Origin of the sequence: Saccharopolyspora dendranthemae (assembly GCF_007829955.1) — a bacterium.
In the GTDB taxonomy this organism is placed as follows: Bacteria; Actinomycetota; Actinomycetes; order Mycobacteriales; family Pseudonocardiaceae; genus Saccharopolyspora; species Saccharopolyspora dendranthemae.
Genome location: NZ_VIWX01000005.1, coordinates 124,683 through 143,036 on the forward strand (window position 1 = coordinate 124,683; position 18,354 = coordinate 143,036).

18 protein-coding genes are annotated in these 18,354 nt (G+C 69.0%); 12 read left to right on the forward strand and 6 right to left on the reverse strand.

What is annotated here, in order from left to right; all coding sequences use genetic code 11:
- Positions 1-2: 2 nt before the first annotated feature.
- From FHU35_RS22255 to FHU35_RS22265, 3 genes are all read left to right on the forward strand, one after another.
- On the forward strand, positions 3-3,191 hold the full coding sequence (locus tag FHU35_RS22255) for an ATP-dependent helicase (protein ID WP_145742950.1): 3,189 nt from the start codon (positions 3-5) through the stop codon (positions 3,189-3,191).
- Positions 3,188-6,433 (forward strand): ATP-dependent helicase, encoded by a 3,246-nt coding sequence (locus FHU35_RS22260; RefSeq protein ID WP_145742952.1) that lies wholly within the window; start codon positions 3,188-3,190, stop codon positions 6,431-6,433. Before FHU35_RS22255 ends, FHU35_RS22260 begins: the two co-directional genes overlap by 4 nt.
- Positions 6,434-6,496: 63 nt before the next feature.
- On the forward strand, positions 6,497-7,105 hold the full coding sequence (locus FHU35_RS22265; protein ID WP_246110499.1) for a hypothetical protein: 609 nt from the start codon (positions 6,497-6,499) through the stop codon (positions 7,103-7,105).
- 227 nt (positions 7,106-7,332) lie between these two features.
- On the opposite strand, the gene FHU35_RS22270 is transcribed toward FHU35_RS22265, so the two are convergent.
- Entirely contained in the window at positions 7,333-7,860 is a 528-nt protein-coding gene (locus tag FHU35_RS22270) for a hypothetical protein (protein WP_145742956.1), read from the reverse strand.
- Positions 7,861-8,004: 144 nt separating this feature from the next.
- Between FHU35_RS22270 and FHU35_RS22275 the strand changes: the two genes are divergently transcribed.
- On the forward strand, positions 8,005-9,090 hold the full coding sequence (locus FHU35_RS22275; RefSeq protein ID WP_145742958.1) for a potassium channel family protein: 1,086 nt from the start codon (positions 8,005-8,007) through the stop codon (positions 9,088-9,090).
- 57 nt (positions 9,091-9,147) lie between these two features.
- Positions 9,148-9,576 carry a hypothetical protein gene (locus FHU35_RS22280; RefSeq protein WP_145742960.1) on the forward strand — a complete coding sequence of 143 codons (429 nt, stop codon included), beginning with the start codon at positions 9,148-9,150 and terminating at the stop codon, positions 9,574-9,576.
- Positions 9,577-9,773: 197 nt separating this feature from the next.
- Here FHU35_RS22280 and FHU35_RS22285 read toward each other — a convergent pair whose 3' ends face one another.
- The 3 genes from FHU35_RS22285 to FHU35_RS30005 form a co-directional block, all read right to left on the reverse strand.
- Positions 9,774-10,883, reverse strand: a complete 1,110-nt coding sequence (locus FHU35_RS22285; RefSeq protein ID WP_246110500.1) for a neutral zinc metallopeptidase — start codon at positions 10,881-10,883, stop codon at positions 9,774-9,776.
- A gap of 438 nt (positions 10,884-11,321) precedes the next feature.
- Positions 11,322-11,750 (reverse strand): hypothetical protein, encoded by a 429-nt coding sequence (locus FHU35_RS22290; protein ID WP_246110501.1) that lies wholly within the window; start codon positions 11,748-11,750, stop codon positions 11,322-11,324.
- On the reverse strand, positions 11,737-12,828 hold the full coding sequence (locus FHU35_RS30005; protein ID WP_246110502.1) for a DUF6973 domain-containing protein: 1,092 nt from the start codon (positions 12,826-12,828) through the stop codon (positions 11,737-11,739). The genes FHU35_RS22290 and FHU35_RS30005 overlap by 14 nt, the downstream gene beginning before the upstream one ends.
- A 54-nt stretch (positions 12,829-12,882) precedes the next feature.
- On the opposite strand from FHU35_RS30005, the gene FHU35_RS29405 reads away from it, so the two are divergent.
- Positions 12,883-13,050, forward strand: coding sequence for a hypothetical protein (locus FHU35_RS29405; protein WP_186459564.1), 168 nt, complete (start codon positions 12,883-12,885; stop codon positions 13,048-13,050).
- Here FHU35_RS29405 and FHU35_RS22300 read toward each other — a convergent pair.
- A complete protein-coding gene (locus FHU35_RS22300) occupies positions 13,029-13,328 on the reverse strand; it encodes a type VII secretion target (RefSeq protein ID WP_145742961.1) in 300 nt (99 codons plus the stop codon). The two genes, FHU35_RS29405 and FHU35_RS22300, sit on opposite strands and share 22 nt — an antisense overlap.
- A gap of 161 nt (positions 13,329-13,489) precedes the next feature.
- Complete coding sequence (locus tag FHU35_RS22305) at positions 13,490-13,756, reverse strand: hypothetical protein (protein ID WP_246110503.1); 267 nt, start codon at positions 13,754-13,756, stop codon at positions 13,490-13,492.
- A 38-nt stretch (positions 13,757-13,794) separates the two neighbouring features.
- Here FHU35_RS22305 and FHU35_RS22310 point away from each other — a divergent pair, with 38 nt between their 5' ends.
- From FHU35_RS22310 to FHU35_RS22335, 6 genes are all read left to right on the forward strand, one after another.
- Complete coding sequence (locus FHU35_RS22310) at positions 13,795-14,763, forward strand: helix-turn-helix domain-containing protein (protein ID WP_145742963.1); 969 nt, start codon at positions 13,795-13,797, stop codon at positions 14,761-14,763.
- Positions 14,756-14,950 carry a DUF397 domain-containing protein gene (locus FHU35_RS22315; protein ID WP_145742965.1) on the forward strand — a complete coding sequence of 65 codons (195 nt, stop codon included), beginning with the start codon at positions 14,756-14,758 and terminating at the stop codon, positions 14,948-14,950. Before FHU35_RS22310 ends, FHU35_RS22315 begins: the two co-directional genes overlap by 8 nt.
- A 140-nt stretch (positions 14,951-15,090) precedes the next feature.
- Positions 15,091-15,501 carry a hypothetical protein gene (locus FHU35_RS22320; RefSeq protein ID WP_145742967.1) on the forward strand — a complete coding sequence of 137 codons (411 nt, stop codon included), beginning with the start codon at positions 15,091-15,093 and terminating at the stop codon, positions 15,499-15,501.
- Entirely contained in the window at positions 15,498-16,037 is a 540-nt protein-coding gene (locus FHU35_RS22325; protein ID WP_145742969.1) for a DUF3558 domain-containing protein, read from the forward strand. Before FHU35_RS22320 ends, FHU35_RS22325 begins: the two co-directional genes overlap by 4 nt.
- Positions 16,038-16,050: 13 nt before the next feature.
- Complete coding sequence (locus tag FHU35_RS22330; RefSeq protein ID WP_145742971.1) at positions 16,051-17,415, forward strand: PPE domain-containing protein; 1,365 nt, start codon at positions 16,051-16,053, stop codon at positions 17,413-17,415.
- A 95-nt stretch (positions 17,416-17,510) separates the two neighbouring features.
- On the forward strand, positions 17,511-18,335 hold the full coding sequence (locus tag FHU35_RS22335) for an ESX secretion-associated protein EspG (protein WP_145742973.1): 825 nt from the start codon (positions 17,511-17,513) through the stop codon (positions 18,333-18,335).
- The last annotated feature ends 19 nt before the right edge of the window (positions 18,336-18,354 follow it).

Sequence of the window (18,354 nt, forward strand, 5' to 3'; positions counted from 1 at the left end):
GCGTGCCTCCCGCGACTTCGCCCGTGCTCGTGCGCCGCGCCGGAACCGCGCGCCGCGCCACGACCTGGGACGAAGCGGGTCGGCGGGCGCTGGAGCACTCCTTCGGATTCCTGCGCGTGCTGGGCGGGCCGGGAACGGGCAAGTCGACGCTGATCGCCGAGATCGCGGCCGACCGGATCCGAAACCGGGGCGTGTCACCGGAGAACGTCCTCGTGCTGACCTCCAGCCGCCGCGCGGCGTCGTGGATGCGCACCGAGATCACCCGGTTGCTCACCGGATCCGGCGAGGACGTGCGCACCGCCCCGGAGCCGCTGGTGCGCACCGTGCACTCCTACGCGTTCGCCGTCCTGCGCCTGCAGGCCGTGCGCGACGAGCTCCCGCCGCCGCAGCTGCTCAACGGACCGGATCAGGACGCCCTGGTCCGGGAACTCCTCGAAGGTGACGTCGAGCAGGGTTCCCGCGACTGGCCGGAGCCGCTGCAACCGGCGCTGACCGTCCCGGGATTCGCCGAGGAGCTCCGGGACCTGCTGCTGCGCGCGGCCGAACGCGGCGTCGATCCGGACCGGCTGATCGCGCTGGGACGCGAGCACGGCCGTCCGGAGTGGATCGCGGCCGGTCGCTTCGGCAGGCAGTACGAGCAGGTCACGCTGCTGCGCGGAGCGGGAGGATCGCAGGCCGCCGCGCTGGACGCCGCGGAGCTGGTCGGCTCGGCGCGGCTCGCCTTCGCCACCGATTCGAGCCTGCTCATGGCCGAGCAGGACCGGGTCCGGCACGTGCTGGTCGACGACGCGCAGCACCTGGATCCGCAGCAGTACCGGCTGATCCGCACCCTCGGCGACACGGCCACCGAGTTCGTCCTGGCCGGGGACCCGGACCAGGCCGTCTACACGTTCCGCGGCGCGGATCCGCGCTGCCTGCTCGACGCGGACCCCGACGGCACCAGCACCACGGCGCTCACGATCGATCACCGCATGTCGAAGTCGGTACGAGAAGCGGTGCAGCGCTTGGCTTCCCGGCTTCCGGGACACGGTCCGCAGCGACGGCTGGCTGAACCGGAGCCGCAGTCCGAGGAGGACGAGACGGCGGGCGGTTCGGTGCAGGTGCGGTTGCTGGCGACCGAGGCGCAGGAGGCGGCGTGGGTCGCCGATCAGCTCCGCAGGGCCCACCTGCTCGACGAGATCCCCTGGTCGCGGATGGGTGTCGTGGTCCGCTCGACGGGCCGGTCGCTGCCGGTGCTGCGTCGCGCGCTGCTGGCCGCCGGGGTGCCGATCGCGCTGCCCGTGGACGACGTGCCGCTGCCCCAGCGCTCCGCCGTCCGCCCGCTGCTGACCCTGCTGCGCTGCGCGGTACGCCCGCACGAGCTCGATTCCGATGCCGCGGCGTTGCTGCTGTCATCCCAGCTCGGTGGCGCCGACCCGCTCGCGCTGCGCCGGTTGCGGCGCGGTCTGCTCCGCCTCGAATCGGCGTCCGGGGCAGGGCGTCCCAGCGGTGAGCTGCTGGTCGAGGTGCTGACCGAGGGCGACCGTCTCGCGGCGCTGGAGGATTCGGCGGCCGAGCCGGCTCGCCGTGTCGCCTCCCTGCTGCGCACCGCGCGGGAGTCGGTGGAGAAGGGGCAGTCCGTCGAGGAAACCCTGTGGCGGGTGTGGAAGGCCAGCGGTCTGGAGAAGCGCTGGGTCGCCCAGTCCGAGCGCCACGGCATCTCCGGTGCGCAGGCAGACCGCGACCTGGACGCGATCGTGGCGCTGTTCGATGCCGCCGCCCAGTTCGTCGATCGGTCGCCCGGCAACGACGCGGCCGGTTTCGCCGACTACCTCACCGACCAGCAGATCGCAGGTTCCTCGCTGGCACCGACCGCTCCTCGCGACAACGCGGTGCAGATCCTCACCGCGCACGCCGCGACCGGGCAGGAGTGGGACGTCGTCGCGGTTCCCGGTGTGCAGGAGGGCAGTTGGCCGGACCTGCGGCTGCGCGGGTCGCTGCTGGGCGTGGAGCACCTGGTCGACGTGCTGTCCGGGATGACCGCGGAACGCGTGTCGGCGACCGCGCCGCTGCTGGCCGAGGAGCGCCGGTTGCTGCTGGTCGCCGCGAGCCGCGCCCGGCGGAGCCTGCTGGTCAGCGCGGTGCGCGGCGAGGACGAGCAGCCGTCCCGGTTCCTCGACGAGCTCGACGGCGTGGAGAGCGATCCGGATTCGGCGGAGCGCCCGATCGCCCGTCCCGAGCGAGGTCTCACGCTGGCCGACCTGGTCGGCGAGCTGCGCCGGGTGGTCTGCGACGCCGACGAGCCCGAGGAGCGCAAGCGCCGCGCTGCCGCGCAACTGGCCCGCCTCGCGGCCGACGGCGTGCCGGGGGCGGATCCCGGAACCTGGTACGGATTGCCCGAACCCTCCACCGACGCACCGCTGATCACCGGCGACGACCCGGTCAAGGTCTCGCCGTCCACGGTGGACATCCTCGCGAAGTGCCCGCTGCGCTGGCTGGTGGAGCGCAACGGCGGGCAGGACACCGCCGAACTCGCCGCCGTCACAGGCACTCTCGTGCACGCGCTGGTGCAGGCGGCCGCCGACGGCGCCGACACCACCCAGCTGCACCAGGCTCTGGACGAGGCGTGGCAGAGCATCGACGCCGGAGCGCCGTGGTTCTCCCGCAAGGAGCGCAAGCGCGTCGAGGGCATGCTCAACGCCTTCGTGGTCTGGCTCGTCCAGTCCCGCGCCGAACTCACCCAGGTCGGCGTGGAGCGCGACCTCGACGTCACCGTGCAGGGACGCGAGGGCGGGCCGTGGCTGCGGTTGCGCGGCCGCGTCGACCGGCTCGAGACCGACGCGGACGGCCGTCCGGTCGTGATCGACGTCAAGACCGCGAAAGCACCGGTCAGCAAGGGCGATGCCGAAGAGCACCCGCAGCTGGCGGTGTACCAGCTGGCCGCCGCGCTCGGCGCTTTCGGCGACGAGGACGAGCCCGGTGGCGCCCGGCTGCTCTACGTCGCGAAGTCGGACCGCAAGGGTTCCGCCACCGAACGCGCGCAGGAACCGCTCGACCAGGAGAAGATCAAGGTGTGGCTCGACGTCGTGCACAGCGCAGCGGAGTCCAGTCTCGGGCCCGCGTACGTGGCCAGTGAGAACACCGACTGCCCGCGCTGCCCGGCGCGGACCAGCTGCCCGGTTCACCCCGCAGGCAGGCAGGTCTCGCAGTGATCAGTCCGCAGCGCGTCGCCCAGGCGCTGGGCCTGCACCAGCCCACGCCCGAACAGGCCGAGGTGATCGCGGCACCGCCGGAACCGGCGCTGGTGGTGGCCGGTGCCGGTGCGGGCAAGACCGAGACGATGGCCGCGCGCGTCGTGTGGCTCGTGGCGAACCAGCTGGTCACGCCCGAGCGGGTGCTGGGCCTGACCTTCACCCGCAAGGCCGCTCGCCAGCTCGCCGACCGGGTCCGCGCCCGGCTGCGCAGGCTCGCCGGGTCGGGTCTGCTCGACGAGGTGGACCCGAGCGGGCAGCTGCGCTCGGCGGTGCTCACCGAGGAACCGACCGTCCTGACCTACCACGCCTACGCCGGGCGCATCGTCGGCGAGCACGGTCTGCGCGTGCCGGTCGAACCCGGCGCGCGGCTGCTCACCGCGACCGCGTCCTGGCAGCTCGCGCACCGCGTGGTGGCGACCTGGACCGAGGACCTCGACACCGACAAGGTGCCCGCGACCGTCACCGGCTACCTGCTGTCGCTGGCGGGCGAGATCGCCGAACACCTGGTGAGCACGGACGATCTGCGGGTTCACGCCGAAAAGCTGTGCGAGGCGGTGGAGAACGCGCCGCGCGCCAAGGGGCAGCGCGCCAACCTCCCGCAGGATCTGGTGAAGGTCGTTGCCGCACAACGGCTCCGGGTCGCGATGCTTCCACTGGTCGAGGAGTACGCGCAGCGCAAGCGGCGCGAGGGCGCGATGGACTTCGCCGACCAGATGTCGCTGGCGGCCCACCTCGCCGCCGGGCACCCGGAGGTCGTCGAGGGCGAGAAGGCCCGCTACGGCGCGGTGCTGCTCGACGAGTACCAGGACACCGGGCACGCCCAGCGCGTCCTGCTGCGCTCGCTGTTCGGCGGGGAGTCCGCTTCCCTGCCGGTGACCTCGGTGGGCGACCCAGCCCAGGCGATCTACGGCTGGCGCGGCGCGAGCGCGGCGAACCTGCCCCGCTTTACCACCGACTTCCCGCGCACCGAGGTCGACCACCTCGCGCCCGCGCACCGCTACGGACTGCTGACGAGCTTCCGCAATCCGGAGGAAGTGCTGCGGGTCGCCAACGTCGTCTCCGAACCGCTGCGCAGGATCGGCCTGGAGGTCGAGGAGCTCCGCGCGCGCGAAGGCGCCGACGAGGGCGACATCCGGGTCCTGCTGGCCGAGCACGTCCGCGCCGAGCGCGAGTGGGTGGCCGACCGGATCCACGCCCACTGGCGGGCCTCCCTGGACGAGACGGGCCGGCCGCCGACCGCGGCGGTGCTGGTCCGTCGCCGCGCGGACATGGCCGACATCGCGGTGGCGCTGCGGGAACGCGGTCTGCCGGTGGAGGTCGTCGGACTCGGCGGTCTGCTGGACGAACCGGAGGTGCGCGACCTGGTCAGCGCGCTGCGGCTGCTCGTCGACCCGCTCGCCGGCACCGCGGCCGCCCGGCTGCTGACCGGCTCGCGCTGGCGGATCGGCGCCGCCGACCTGGCCGCGCTCTGGGAACGGGCGAGGGAGCTCGGCGCGCAGTTCTTCGGCGAACCGGAGTCCGACGACCCCTCGGCCGTGGTCCAGGCGGCGATGCCCGGCGAGAACGCCGAGCAGGCGGGACTGGCCGACGCGCTGGACGATCCCGGCTCGCCGGAGCGCTACTCGGAGCACGGTTACGAACGCATCCGCAGGCTCGGCGGTGAGCTGGCCGCGCTGCGGCGGCGCCTCGACCAGCCGCTGCCCGAGCTGGTCGCCGACGCCGAGCGGACGCTGCTGCTGGACATCGAAAGTCTCGCCCGCCCAGGCGGTGTCGGCCGCATCCACCTCGACGCCTTCGCCGACGTCGTCACCTCGTTCACCACCGCCAGCCCGTCGGCCACGCTGCCGTCGCTGCTGGACTACTTCGCCGCCGCCGAACGTGCCGAGGACGGCCTGGAACCGGGGGAGGTCGAGGTCGCCGACGACCGCGTCCAGATCCTCACCGTGCACGCGGCCAAGGGCTTGGAGTGGCAGGTCGTGGCCGTTCCTCACCTGGTCAACGACGTCTTCCCGGGCAAGCGGAAGTCCTCGTCGTGGCTGCGGTCGGTCACCTCGCTGCCCGCGGAGCTGCGCGGCGACGCCCCCGACCTGCCCGCGCTCGACGTCGACCGGCTCCACGGGCTGGACCGCAAGGAGCTGGGCGAGGCGCTGAGCATCCACGACGAGGAGTTCGAGGAGCGGCGCCTCGCCGAGGAGCGCCGCCTGTTCTACGTGGCGGTGACCCGCTCGGAGCGGACCCTGCTGCTGTCCGGGCACTGGTGGGGTGAGAACGGCGACCGCCCGAAGGGCCCGTCGGACTTCCTGACCGAGACCGCGCAGGTCGTGCACGACGACCGCGTCGGCGTCATCGACGAGTGGTGCCCGGCTCCGGACGAGGACGCCGAGAACCCGCTGGCGGACGAGGTCCGCTCCGCGGAGTGGCCGGTCGACCCGCTCGGCCCGCGCCGCGCCGCCGTCGCCGAAGGCGCCGACCTCGTGCGCTCAGCGATGAACAGCGCGGATTCGCCCGAGCCGGAGGAGGATCCCGACGGCTGGGCCCGCGACGTCGACGTCCTGCTCGCCGAACGGGCCGCCGCCGCGCAACGCAGGGAGCAGGTCGCGCTGCCGGACCACCTGTCGGTGAGCCAGCTCGTGGAGCTCGCGGGCGACACCGACGCGCTGGCCCGCAGGTTGCGCCGTCCGCTGCCGTACCCGCCGAACCCGATGACCCGCCGGGGAACGGCGTTCCACGCCTGGCTGGAGCACCGCTTCACCTCCTCGGCGCTGCTGGACGTCGACGAGCTGCCCGGCGCGGCCGACGATTCGGCCCCGCTGCACGAGGACCTCGCTGAGCTGCAGGAGGCGTTCCTGCGCGGTACCTGGGCCGATCGGACGCCGCACCGGGTCGAGGTGCCCTTCGAGACGCAGGTCGAGGGAATCGTGCTGCGCGGCCGGATGGACGCCGTCTTCGCCGATCCCGACGGCGGCTGGACCGTCGTCGACTGGAAGACCGGCGGGGTCCCCAACGGCGACCAGATCCCGTCCCTGTCGGTCCAGCTCGCCTCCTACCGGCTGGCCTGGGCGGAGTTGTCGAGGACACCGCTGGAGAAGGTCCGCGCGGCCTTCCACTACGTCCGCCACGACCACACGCTCCGGCCCACCGATCTCCGCGACGCGGAGGGCTTGCGCGACCTCATCACCGCGGTCCCGAAGAACAGCTGAAGATGTACACGTTCGGGTGGTGGAGCTTGAGTTCGGAGTGCGCGGCGACCGACTATGCCCGCGATGAACACCGACTGGAAGCTCACCACTCCGCCGGAATCCGCAGTGCGCGTGGACACCGAAGTTCTCGCCATGCGCGCCCCTCTGGTGCGGGTCCACCGCGACGATGAGGGCACCTGGACCTTCGAAGGCCCGGCTGCCACGGGTCGGGAGTCCAAGCAGACCAAGCTGCACGCCGTCGTGGGCGCCTGGCCGCACGTCGCAGCGCTGTCCGACCTCCACGCGGGCAGCGCGGTCATCTGGTCGTGGCGGCAGCACGGCTGGGCCAGCGAGTTCGTCTGCGAATGCGGCAGCTGCGAGCAGCCCGTCGCCGGCGACATCGACCGCCAGAGCTGGCCCGCGGAACTGCAGCCGCACACGATCATCAGCGTCGAGCAGACCGCGCTGTCCGGTCAGCGCCCGCTCGCCGACATCATCAACACCCCGGGCGGCATCGCGATGCTCGGCCCGGGCGACCACCGGCGCACGGTCGACATGATGACCCCGGTGGCGCTGGCCAACGTCATCCGCCGCTGGCCGCACACCGTCCAGGCCATGCGGGTCCTCCAGGAAGGCCGGGGGATGCGCTGGAATCAAGAAGGGCTCAACTGGCACGAATACGCCCTGGCCTGATCTTTTTCGCGTTCTCGCTTTGCGTGGCGGTGCGGGTAGCGGAACCTCAGCGGCCCTCTGGGTCCGGGCGCCACTCCTGATGTATGCCAAACGGCATCGCGGCGTCCTCCCCAGAGGACCGCTGAGAACCCGCGGCGGTGCCGGTTGAGTCCCGCACCTGAAGCAATCGCAGGCCCGGCGCTGGTTCGGGTTTCGTTCCGGGCTGGAACGCCTCTTGGTGAGAGCGGTTAGGCGTTCTCGGTCAGCTGGGGGTGTTCCAGGAGTTTGGAGTAGAGGACTTCGAGGAGCCAGCGGCCGAACATCGACGAGCCGAACTCGGCGGCGCGGTTCTCCGGTGCGATCACCAGGTGGGCGGAGTCCTCGGCAGCGGTCGTGACGGCACCGGCCCCGTAGTAGTCCAGCTCCAGCATCGACAGCGCGTCGTAGCGGTGGTCGCCCGGGAGGACGACCGCGCAGGGCGCGAGCGTCAGCAGCATCCCGCAGGCCCGCAGCGCGCGGGACGGTGTGGACACCGGAACCAGGATCCCGATCAGGTCGACCGCCGCCACCGGCAACTGGTCGTGGTGCTCGGGTTCCGACCACGCCTTGAACCACGCCGGATTGAGCTCGGGTCCCCACCCGTTGTGCAGACGCCATTCATGGACGTCGGGCCGAATGCGGGCCACCGCCGTGAACCGGGTGCCGAGCACGTCGACATCCGGTACTAGATTCCCGTCCCAGCCGAGAGCGCGGGCCGCGTGCTGAAGCTGCTGCACGATCGCATGGTAAACGCCCGGCGGGTGATTTCGGGATGGTGTTTCCCCATTGATTCGCCACAATTCCGGGCGGTCGTCTTCCGGATGTGCGGAGCGGTTACTGTTCAACGCCGTGAGTGGTCACAACGTCGGGGAGCACGACTCATGAATCGAGGTCCCAGCCAGTTGTTCGGCAGGCACGACGCCGAAGAAGAGCTGAGCACCAGGCCCGATCACGCACTCGTCGGCGTCATCAGGATGCCGGGGAACGTGACGAGTCCGGTGCGCTCGATCGTCCGGCGCATCCTCGGTGCGATGGTCGCGCTGGCCGCCACCGTCGCCATCGTCTACATCGGCCGCGAGGGCTACCGGGACGCCGCGGGCGGCGAGATCAGCGTGCTCGACGTCGTCTACTACGCCACGGTGTCGTTGTCGACCACCGGCTACGGCGACATCACCCCGGTGTCCGACAAAGCACGTCTGGTGAACGTGCTGGTCATCACTCCGCTTCGCGTGCTGTTCCTGATCGTCCTGGTCGGTACGACACTGGAAGTGCTCACCGAGCGCTCGCGGCAAGCTTTCAAGATCCAACGCTGGAGGTCCAAGGTGCGCGACCACGTGGTCGTCATCGGATACGGAACCAAGGGACGTTCCGCGGTCACCGCACTGCTCGGCGAAGGCGCCGACCCGGGCCGCATCGTCGTGGTCGACACCGACCGCGCGTCGCTGGAGTCGGCGTCCGCGCAGGGCCTGGTGACGGTCAACGGTTCCGGTACCCGCTCGGACGTGCTGCGCGTGGCGGGTCTGCCGCGCGCCCGCGCGATCGTGATCGCCCCCGCCCGCGACGACACCGCCGTGCTGGTGACCCTGACCGCCCGGGAGCTCGCCCCGAAGGCGCAGATCGTCGCCGCCGTCCGGGAAGCCGAGAACGTGCACCTGCTGCGCCAGTCGGGCGCGGATTCGGTGGTGGTCTCCAGCGAGACGGCGGGTCGTCTGCTCGGCATGGCGACGTCGACGCCGTCGGTGGTGGAGATGTTCGAGGACCTGCTCAGCCCCGAGGTGGGTCTGGCGATCGCCGAGCGCGAGGTGGAGCGCCAGGAGGTCGGCGGTTCGCCGCGGCACCTGGCCGACATCGTGCTGGGCGTGGTCCGCGACGGTGAGCTCTACCGGGTGGACGCTCCGGAAGCGGATGCGATCGAGGCCGGTGACCGGCTCCTCTACGTGCGCAAGGTGAGTCCGCCGCAAACGTGATCTTCTGACCCCGGGTATCACCCGATCCAGTTACGGGTTTCTGGGACTATCGGTGTTGTGGGAAGCACGCGCGGTTCGGCCTCGGTGGCGTCGATCCTGCTCGTCCTGGGCGTTCTCGGCGTCCTGGTGGCCGGCTTGACGGTGTGGCCGCTGGTCACGGCGTCCGGGCAGTCGGAGGTCGCCGAGCGCCGGGGGACGGCCGTCGTCGTCGAGCCTCGCCCGTGCGGTCCCCGCGCGGCAGGTGACGTGGTCGAGGTGACGATCGACGGGCAGACCCGGCGCGCGACCTTCGACGGCTGCGGGCACACCAGGGGTCAGCGCCTCGAAGTCATGGTTCCCGCCCGAGCGGCGGGGAAACTGCGCGTCACCCCGGCCAAGACCGAGTTGTCCGAGCTCGACGCCCTCGCCTGGCGCACCAACATCGTCCTGATCACGCTCGCCGCAGTGGCCGGCGGAGGCTACGGAATCCTCCTCGGCCGCCGCTAGGAGCTGTATATGTATTGCTTTGCGTGGCGGTGCGGGTGGCGGAACCTGATCGCCTTCGTGGACTCCGTGCGCCGCTCCTGATGTATGCCAATACACGGCGTCCCGGCGTACTCGCCACGAAGGCGCTCAGAACCCGCGGCGGTGCGAGCTGAGTCCCACACCTGAAACAACGGCTCCGCCGCATTCCCCAACAGCGCCTAGTCCACGTCGCCCGGGGACGAGAGCCAGGTGTTGCACTCGGTGATCCGGTTCTTGCTGAACCCCTGCTCGACCCACTGCGAGTTGGTCTGGATGCTGCCGTGGTCCTGGGTGTTGCTGTTCTCGTCACCACGCCCGGCCGAGTCGCGGAGCGCGGGGAAGATGAGGTCGTTGCTCACCCCGCCGTTCTGGAAGGCGGCGAGGGACATGCCTTCGAAGCAGGTCGCCTGGAGCTCGGAGCGCCGGGTGAGTTCGAGCCCGGCCGGGGACGTGCCGCCGACGCTCGCGGAGGCGTTGCCGTAGGCGCCGTTGATGCCCGAGAGCCGTTGCAGCGCATGGCCGAACTCGTGCGCGAGCTGCCCGAGGAACACCCCGGCATCGGACCGGCCCTCGACCTCGGAGTAGTAGCGCGCGGTCATGTAGATGGTGTTGTCCTGCGGGCAGTACAGCGCCGTCTGGTCCCAGGTCCGCAGCCCGCAGGGCGTGTTGATGTCGTCGCCGGTGGTGACAACCTTCGGTGTGTCCGTGGGCAGGTTCGCTTCTTCCAGCGCCGGTTCCCACGCTCGCACGAGGCACGGCAGCACGGCTTGGTAGAAGGCGTCCTGCGAGGCCACGTCGGTGGAGAACTCCGGGAGCGAGCAGGAGGTGGTGACGGCCCCGTTCCCCTCGACGTTGAGCGGGTTGTCCCCGAGCTTGAGCACCGGCACCGCGTTCGTGGACACCTCCGAGGTGGAGCTGGAGGTCGAGGTCGGCGCAGAAGTGGAGGTTTCCGAAGTGGTTTCGCTCGCGCTCGTGCTGGTCGAGATCGGCGGTCCGCTGGGCGCGACCGGTTCCTCCGCCTGGTGGGACGACTCGGAGAGGGCGACCGCTCCGACGGTCCCGAACCCGAACAGGGCCACCGCTGCCAGCACGAGCGCGACGACGAGCCCGGTGTTGCTCCGCTGCGGAGGCGGCGGAGCGTGCTGCGGGATCCGGGGGATCGGCCCGGTCGGCCGCTCCTCGAACGGAATCCACGAAGCCGGCACCTGCCCAGGCGGCGGAGGCTGCTGCCACTGCTGGGGCTGCCACTGCGGAGGTTGCCACTGCGGAGGCATCGGAGGCTGCGTCATCCGCAGAACCCCGTCCTCCGCCCGCAGCAGGCCGCAGCCCTCCCGCCCGACGACAAAGCCCTCATCCCACCGACTTCCCACCCAAGAACAAGACCGAGGCCAAACCCTAACCCCACGAACCCCGCCACAACCCGAGAACGTCCGAACCAACCCCCAGGCGCACGGGGCTCAGCAGTGGTCCCGTCCCGGACGTGACCTCGCCACCTCCCAGTTTTAGTCCAAACCGAGCCATGATCATGTCCGAAATGTCGGCTCAGTTATGACTAAAACTGGGACTTGCCGAGCGCCACTCACGTTCGCGGCCGAGAACTCTTGACACGCATTCCGGCCATTTCAGGCTTGAGCCCGTTCGTGCCGAGGTCGCAGCAGGGGAGACGAGGGGTCGTCGATATCTGACCTGCTGGGCTCCTAGACGACGCTCGACCAGGTCGAAATGTCTCAGGAATCGACGGCTTCGAGGCGGACTCCTCCTGGTGTTGAGCTGCCTCGAAGGACGAGGTTCGAGCTGTACGTTCCGCCGGGAATTCGGGAGGCGTTGAGCTCAACGGCCCGGAAGATCTCGCCGTTGTGCATGAAGAAGAGCAGTTGGCCGGGCCCGGCGTAGTAGTCCTCGATATCGACCTCGCTGTGAACCTTGGCTTGCACCTCTTCTTTGCTGGTGTACTCCTCGAAGACGTGCACGGTGTCCCATGAGCCGGGCTGCATCTCCCGCATCGCCCGTTCCCGACCAGGCTGGGTGAGACTGTTGACCTGGTCGTAGAGAGCCTGGTCGCGTTCGGGTTCAGCACCTCCGGTGGCGCACCCGGCCAGTGACAGCACGAGCAGCGAACTCGCCGCGAAACGCTTCAGCACGTCAGTAGTTCCCATCCGTCGTTCCATAGCTGTCCGCATCGTCACCGGGGTTGTAACCGCCAGACCAATGCCGGTCGGGCTCCTTCGGAGCGTGCCCGCCAGGATCTGGCGCGGCTTGGGCATTGCCGGATTGACCGATCTCAACCCGATCGCTGTAGTTGAGGTTTCCTTGTCTGTCGTGCACGAGCACGTCGCCGTTGCGCACAGCCTCTTCGACGTGTCGAGCCAGTTCCTCCGGGCTCGCGTCGGGGTGTGCCTCGGCGATGCCCCTGCCGACCTCGTTGTTGTACAGGTCCATCGCTTCGACCGTGGACGCGTTCGCCTGGTCTTGGGGGAGTCGTTCGTGCGCGGTGGTGTAGCTCTCGGTCCATTCCGCACCGAAGCGTTGTGCCAGAAGGGCGTTCCAGTAGGTGTGCCGGAAAGCATCCCCGTGGCCATCGGTGCTGCCCTGACCTCCGAACGCTTCGAAACCGGATTCCTGAGCGAGCTCGTAGATGTCGTAAGCGTCTTTGACGCCGGCTGCACCGAGATCGGTGAGCAGAGAAGCTTCACCGGCTGTCATCGGCTTCGGTTCGAACCCGAACTGTTCGGCGATCCAGCCCATTGCTCCGTCCGGGAACGTGACCATGCCGTTCGGGTCGGGTGTGACCTGGTATTCGTGCAGGATCTCCTCGATCGGTTTGCGCTGGTCACCGGACGCAGCGGCGAGGAAAACGATCGGGCCGAGCGGGCCGGAGGCGGACGCGAAGGTCTTCGCCGTCTCCTCGTCTTCGGTGCGAAGCTTGGTCACGAGCTTCGCCGCGTCGGTAACGGCCGATCGGGCGTGGTCCGCGAGGTCATTGGCAGCAGGTGACGTTGCCGCGTCGGGTGGGAGCGCATCGGCCTTGTGCTGCAGGTCGAGAAGGTATTGCTGGAGTGCGCTGTGCTCCTGGTGCGCGGATCGGAGCGAGTCGGCGACCGAGGTCAGCAGCTTGCTCGCTGCGGCGAAGAGGGTGCTGTCGGTCTCCAACTCCTTCGTCGCGGACATCAGCGCTCCGCTCGCCGCATCGGCGGCCTGGCCGGACCAGATGGCCGGGAGCCGTTCGACTGCCATGGCGGCGGAATCCTGCTGCGCTCCGTCCAGTCCCTGACCTGCTCGTGTGAACGCGTGGAGCAGATCGTCGATTCCACCGGGGTCACCCAGCGCGTGCCGGGCATCGGCGATCGCAGCGGCGAGGTTCTCCGGGCGCAGGGAACTCGCGATCCGCTCAAGATCCGCGGCTCGACGTGTGAGGTCGCCCGTGGTCGTCTGGTTCACAGGACACCGCCGATCTGACCCTTGCCGGACTCGTCCGCGGCGCCGTACGTGGTGGCGCTGTCGTGGACCTCCTGCGCGGTCCGGTCGTAAGCCTCCAGCCGTTTCGTGAGGTTGTCGAAGAGCAATTGCTGGAAAGCGCTGAACGCTTCCCCGCAGGTCGTCGTGGCGAAGACCCGACCGCCTTCCGAGGAGGCGCCGTCCCACGCGGAGCGGATCGAGCGAAGGTCCGTCGCCAGCACGCCGATCTCGCGTGAGGCGTTCCGGACCTCGTCGGGCGTCAGGTTGAACCCGGTCATGGATGCGACTCCTCCCCAGTGCGTCCGTCGCGGCCAGAGAGTCTCGCAATCTCAGAGCACGCACATCGGCGGATCAGGGGATTTTGTGAGGATTCGGACACCCTGCCGCGGTCTGCGGGCTGGACGTAGTGGTTGTGGTCCATCAGCCTCGATGCCCTGCTTCAGTAGTCCCACGTGTGTTCGTGGTGGGTTTGGTTGTTGGCGATGGTGGTGCATTCGGGGCAGCGTTCGGTGATGGTTCTGCTCGGGGGTTCTTGGGGCCAGGGGGTGGCCGTGGGGATGAGGAGCCACGTTTCGCAGAGGGCGGGGACCCAAGCGCCGGTATATACCGAACCGGGGAGCGTCGTCATGGCATGACGAATCTTGAAACCTGAGCCGACGATCCAGAACACATCCGCGCGGTCGCGTCGGAACACGTCGAAAACCATCCCATTGAGTCCTTTGCTCGAAATGCCGTGGAACCGGAATGGGATGGGAAGTTAAGTTCGCTTCAGCAGTTCATCCACCAGTGAAACGTTTCCCCGAGAACCGAAGCAGTGAAGCGGAATTCGAAGCAGGGGAGCCCGTCACGAACTACCCGGAGGTCAGGGTGCCGGCGAGATCCCGCCTGTTTCGCGTCAACCTGGGGGCCGAGCTCCGAACTCTCCGCGAGCGCACCAAGATGTCCACCCGAACGGTGGCCGCCCGCCTGGGCACCAGCCCGGCGTGGGTGAGCAGGACCGAGACCGGAGCCCGCTACCCGACGCCGGAGGAAGTCGGCGCGCTCTGCCACCTCTACGGCGCCACCAGCGAGATGTGCGACCTCCTGACGGCGAAGGCGGAGTCCAACGACGGATCGGTGATCAACCTGCCTTCGCACGACCAATTCGCGGACCAGCTCGCGAACGTCATGTTGTTGGAGACCGAGGCCTGGCGCGTGACTGAGTACGAGCTGGCGTTGGTTCCAGGACTGCTGCAGACGGCCGATTACGCGCGTCAGATCTTCGCCACCGTCCAACGTCCGCAGGCCGAGATCGAGCGCATGGTCTCCACAAGGCTGGGGCGGCAGCCGCTGCTCTCTCGGCCGAAGGGGCCTGAACTGCGATTCTTGCTCGACGAATTCGTGCTGCGCAGGCTCATCGGTGGTCCGGCAGTGATGCGGGAACAACTGCGCAAGATCGCCTCGGAGGCAGATCGCCCGAGCGTCCACGTGCGGGTCATACCAGCAGCGGCAGGCGCACACGCCGGCTTGGACGGGACGTTTGCGGTGTACGAGTTCGCAGCTGTCGAGACCTACGTCTACTTGGAGTACAGGAAGGGTGGAATTTTCCTGGCTGACCCCGAGGACACGCGTCGGTATGTTGATGTGCGGGACGCACTTTGGGAGTCGGCGCTCGACGAGCAGGCATCCGTCGAGCTGGTCGGCTCGTTAGCGGAAGGGTTAGCTGATGACTGACCTCGTATGGCGCAAGAGCAGCCGCAGCGGCTCCGAGACGAAGTGCGTCGAGGTCGCGCAGGCCGCCGACGGGATCGCGGTGCGTGACTCCAAGGACCCGGAGGGTGGCCAGCTGCGGGTCGGGCCATCCGAGTGGGGAAGCTTCCTGAGCGGCCTCAAGGGTGGGCGCTTCCGCTCGGCCAAGTAGGTGATCGTGATCCCGTGACCTGGGGTGGGGTGTGTCGCAGGTCAAGTTTGTCCAGATTCCCCGGAACCGTTACGCGCGCGGGCGCGTCAAGCTAAAGTAATCACGGTTCATGGGGGATCACAGGGTCCGGAGGATCTGAGATGGCAGGCGCAGAGGGCGGGTTCGCCGCAGCGCAAGAAGGTTTGAAGGCCGTCAGCGGCCAGACCGGATGGATCAACTCGCAGGTAGGCGCGGGCAAGCTCGCGCTGAACCCCGAGGCAGCGGAGAAGGCTGCCAAGCGCTGCGAAGACGAGATCCGAGAGCTTGCTCGTGCCATGCGTGACGCTGAGCAGATCACCCGTGTCTCTGGACTGGGGAACTATCCGGATGGCCAAGACTTGACCCAGCGGTTTGTGGACAAGGCGTCGGCGCCGGGGACTGGAGCGGTCGACCTGGTCCGTCAGCTCCAGGATGAGTTGAAGAGTCAGGCGGAGGCCTTTCGGGCTGCTGCCAAGGATTACCGTGCCACCGACGAGCAGAACGCTGACGATTTGAGGCGAGGTATTCAGTGAGTTTGGTTTCCCGGTCCGTTGTTGCAGGCATCGCTGGACTTGCTTTGGTGGGTCTTTCCGCCTGCTCGGGTGGCTCCAATGCGGGTGGTGAGCAGCCCGGTGCACCCACGACCGAGACGCAATCTACGGGTCTTTCGAGTTTTGATCCGTGCACCTTCTTGACGGCCGACGAGCTCACGGCGGCCGGTGTGCAGGCGGGGCCTGGTCGCCCTGCCAATGCTCTTGAATCCCAGCCTGGTTGTGACTGGGAGGGTGAGAACGTTCTGTTCACTCTGAGCAAGAACGAGACTCAGGACTTCGAGGCTTACAGCAAGAACAACTTCGAGAAGTTCGAACGGTTCGATCTCGACGGTCGCCAGGCTGCGCGTGCGATCACCTCGGGTTCCGGGGGGCATGGGATCTGTTCGGTAATTCTTGGTGCTGGCGGCGGCATCGTTGACGTGAACGTCGCTGGAATTATGCGCGATTCCGTGGCTGATCCGTGTGGTGAGGCGGAGAAGATCTCTCGCCAGATCGCACCGAGACTGCCTCAATGATTCAGGGGGAGTGATGGGGCTATTCAGCGCGCTGGACAATGCTGGCGGTCACGTCTTCGGTTGGGAAACCGAGGCGGAGGAGAACCGCAAGGAGCACACCGCTGAAGCGCAGCGGATCGCTCAGCAGCAGCAGAGCAGGCTCGCGAGCGAGAACTCCGGTCTTCAGATTGGCGCCTACGACTCGCCTGGCATCAGCCAGTGCGTGAACTGGGGCGGTTTCAGCCACGGCGACATCTACAAGACAAACCAGGAGTCCATCAAGCCTGACTCGGTCGGTGAGTCCGCGGACGCTTGGATCAAGCTCGCGAAGGCTCTCCGCGAACGCGGCGAGAATTACCACACCGACCTGGCCAACATCGTCCAAGGCGGTTGGCAGGGTGAGGCTGCGGACGCTGCATCGGAGGTTGGGAAGCCGGCGTCTGACTGGATGAAGGCGAGTGCAGATGCCTTCGAAATGACTGGCAACAACCTCCAGGGAGCTGGGGACGCTGCTGGTCAGTCGAAGAAACTCGTCCCCGAGCCCGAAGGCTTCAGCTGGGGTGAGGCTGCTGCGAGTGCTATTCCGTTCGGCCTTGCGGGCGGTGGGATCAACTCGCTCTCCCAGATGGAGGAGCAGGAGCAGGCTGAGAAGGCTGCTCAGGAGACGATGGGTCGGGTCTACAGCCCGACGTTGACGCAGGTCGACGCGAAGATGCCGCAGTACACGGCGCCTGACGGTTCGACCGCGAATCCTCCGCCGGTCGCGCCTCCGGGCGGCACCGACTGGGGTGGCGGCATGGGCGACGGGGGCAACGTTCCCGGTGGTTCGGGTGCGGGTTCCGGTGCTGGTGGCGGCGGGATCGGCGGATCCGGTTCCGGTGTCGGCGGTGGGGGAATCCCCGGCGGCGGTTACTCCGGTGGCGCCTACCCGGGCGGGACCAGCCCGGCCGGAACCGGCACTGCCTGGGCGAATCCGCCCGGCGGCGGAATTCCCGGCGGTGGCATGCCCGGTGGCCCGGGAACGGGCGTACCTGGTGGCGGTGCAGGCGGTATGGGTCTCGCGGCCGGCATGGGCATGGGCGCGGGAGGCGCAGCGGGCGCCGGTGCCGGAGGCCGTGCCGGTGGCATGGGCGCCGGAGCCAAGGGCGCTGGCATGGGTGCTGGTGGCCGGGCCGGGGCCGGTGGTCTCGGCGGTGGCGCGGGTGCCGGAGCCGGTGCAGGTGCTGGAGCCGGTGGTCGTGGTGCCGCGGGTCGCGGTGGCATGGGCGGCATGGGTGCCGGTCGGAAGGGCGAAGGTTCCGAGGACGACGAGCACGAGCGTCCGTCCTGGCTCGAAGAGCAGGACGACGTGTGGATGAACGACATGCCCAAGACGGCACCGCCGGTTCTCGGCGAGTGAGCGGGCTCTTCACCTGATGCGGCGGCGCGATGCCCGATGGGTTCGCGCCGCCCTGACAAGTCTCTTTTTGCTTCCACGAGTGGGAGAAAGCTCAAGTGAGTGTGTTGGGGCGGTGGCAGCTGCCGCCGGTGCACCTGGACATCGTGCTCAAGTACCTGCGGATCGACGGGCTCACGCTCCCGATCAGCACCCGGTCCTTCGGCCACACGGCCGATCAGTTCGCCGCGATCGGCAAAGCGGAACTGCCCGCCATGGAGGCCGCCGGTCTCGTCGTGGACGACGAAGTCGTGCCGCCGCTGATCGATGCGCTGAAAACCCTGTCCACGCCGTACCTCTGGGTCGATTCGATGTGGTTCCCGGAGCCGGGCAGCGATCACTGCTGGCGGGCGCTGGCGGTGTTCACCGAGGGCAACCGGGTCGTGCTCGGGGTGCAAGCGCCCAGCGAGGACCCGAAGCGCGGCGGGCTGCTCACCGTCGAAGTGCACCAGAACGTCCCGCTGCCCAGCGTCGTGCTCGGCACGCTGCCGCCCGCCAAGCCGGGCACGAGCGGTCCGATCCGCGTTCCGCACAGCTCGCTGCAGGGCGAGAAGGTCGAGGACTACGACACCTCCAGCATGATGCAGACCGCCACGCGGCAGCGCGGCAGCAGCGGTGACCAGCAGGTCGAGCTCTACGAGAAGATCGGCAAGGCACCGCACGCGCGGCTCGGGCAGATCGCGGCGAACAAGCGCGACCAGCACGGCAGGCGCCGCCGGACCCAGGTCCTGTCGTGGTTCGACAACGTCGAGCCCGACGGGCGCTACCTCGAAAGCGTGGAACGCGGCAGCACCGGCGAACCGCTCTACGGGTTGCTGCCCGCGGACGCCCGGTTGATCGGGAACGAGATCAACTCGTTGATCAACCAGATCCGCCAGGCCTGATCGCCTCCCGGCCGGTCGG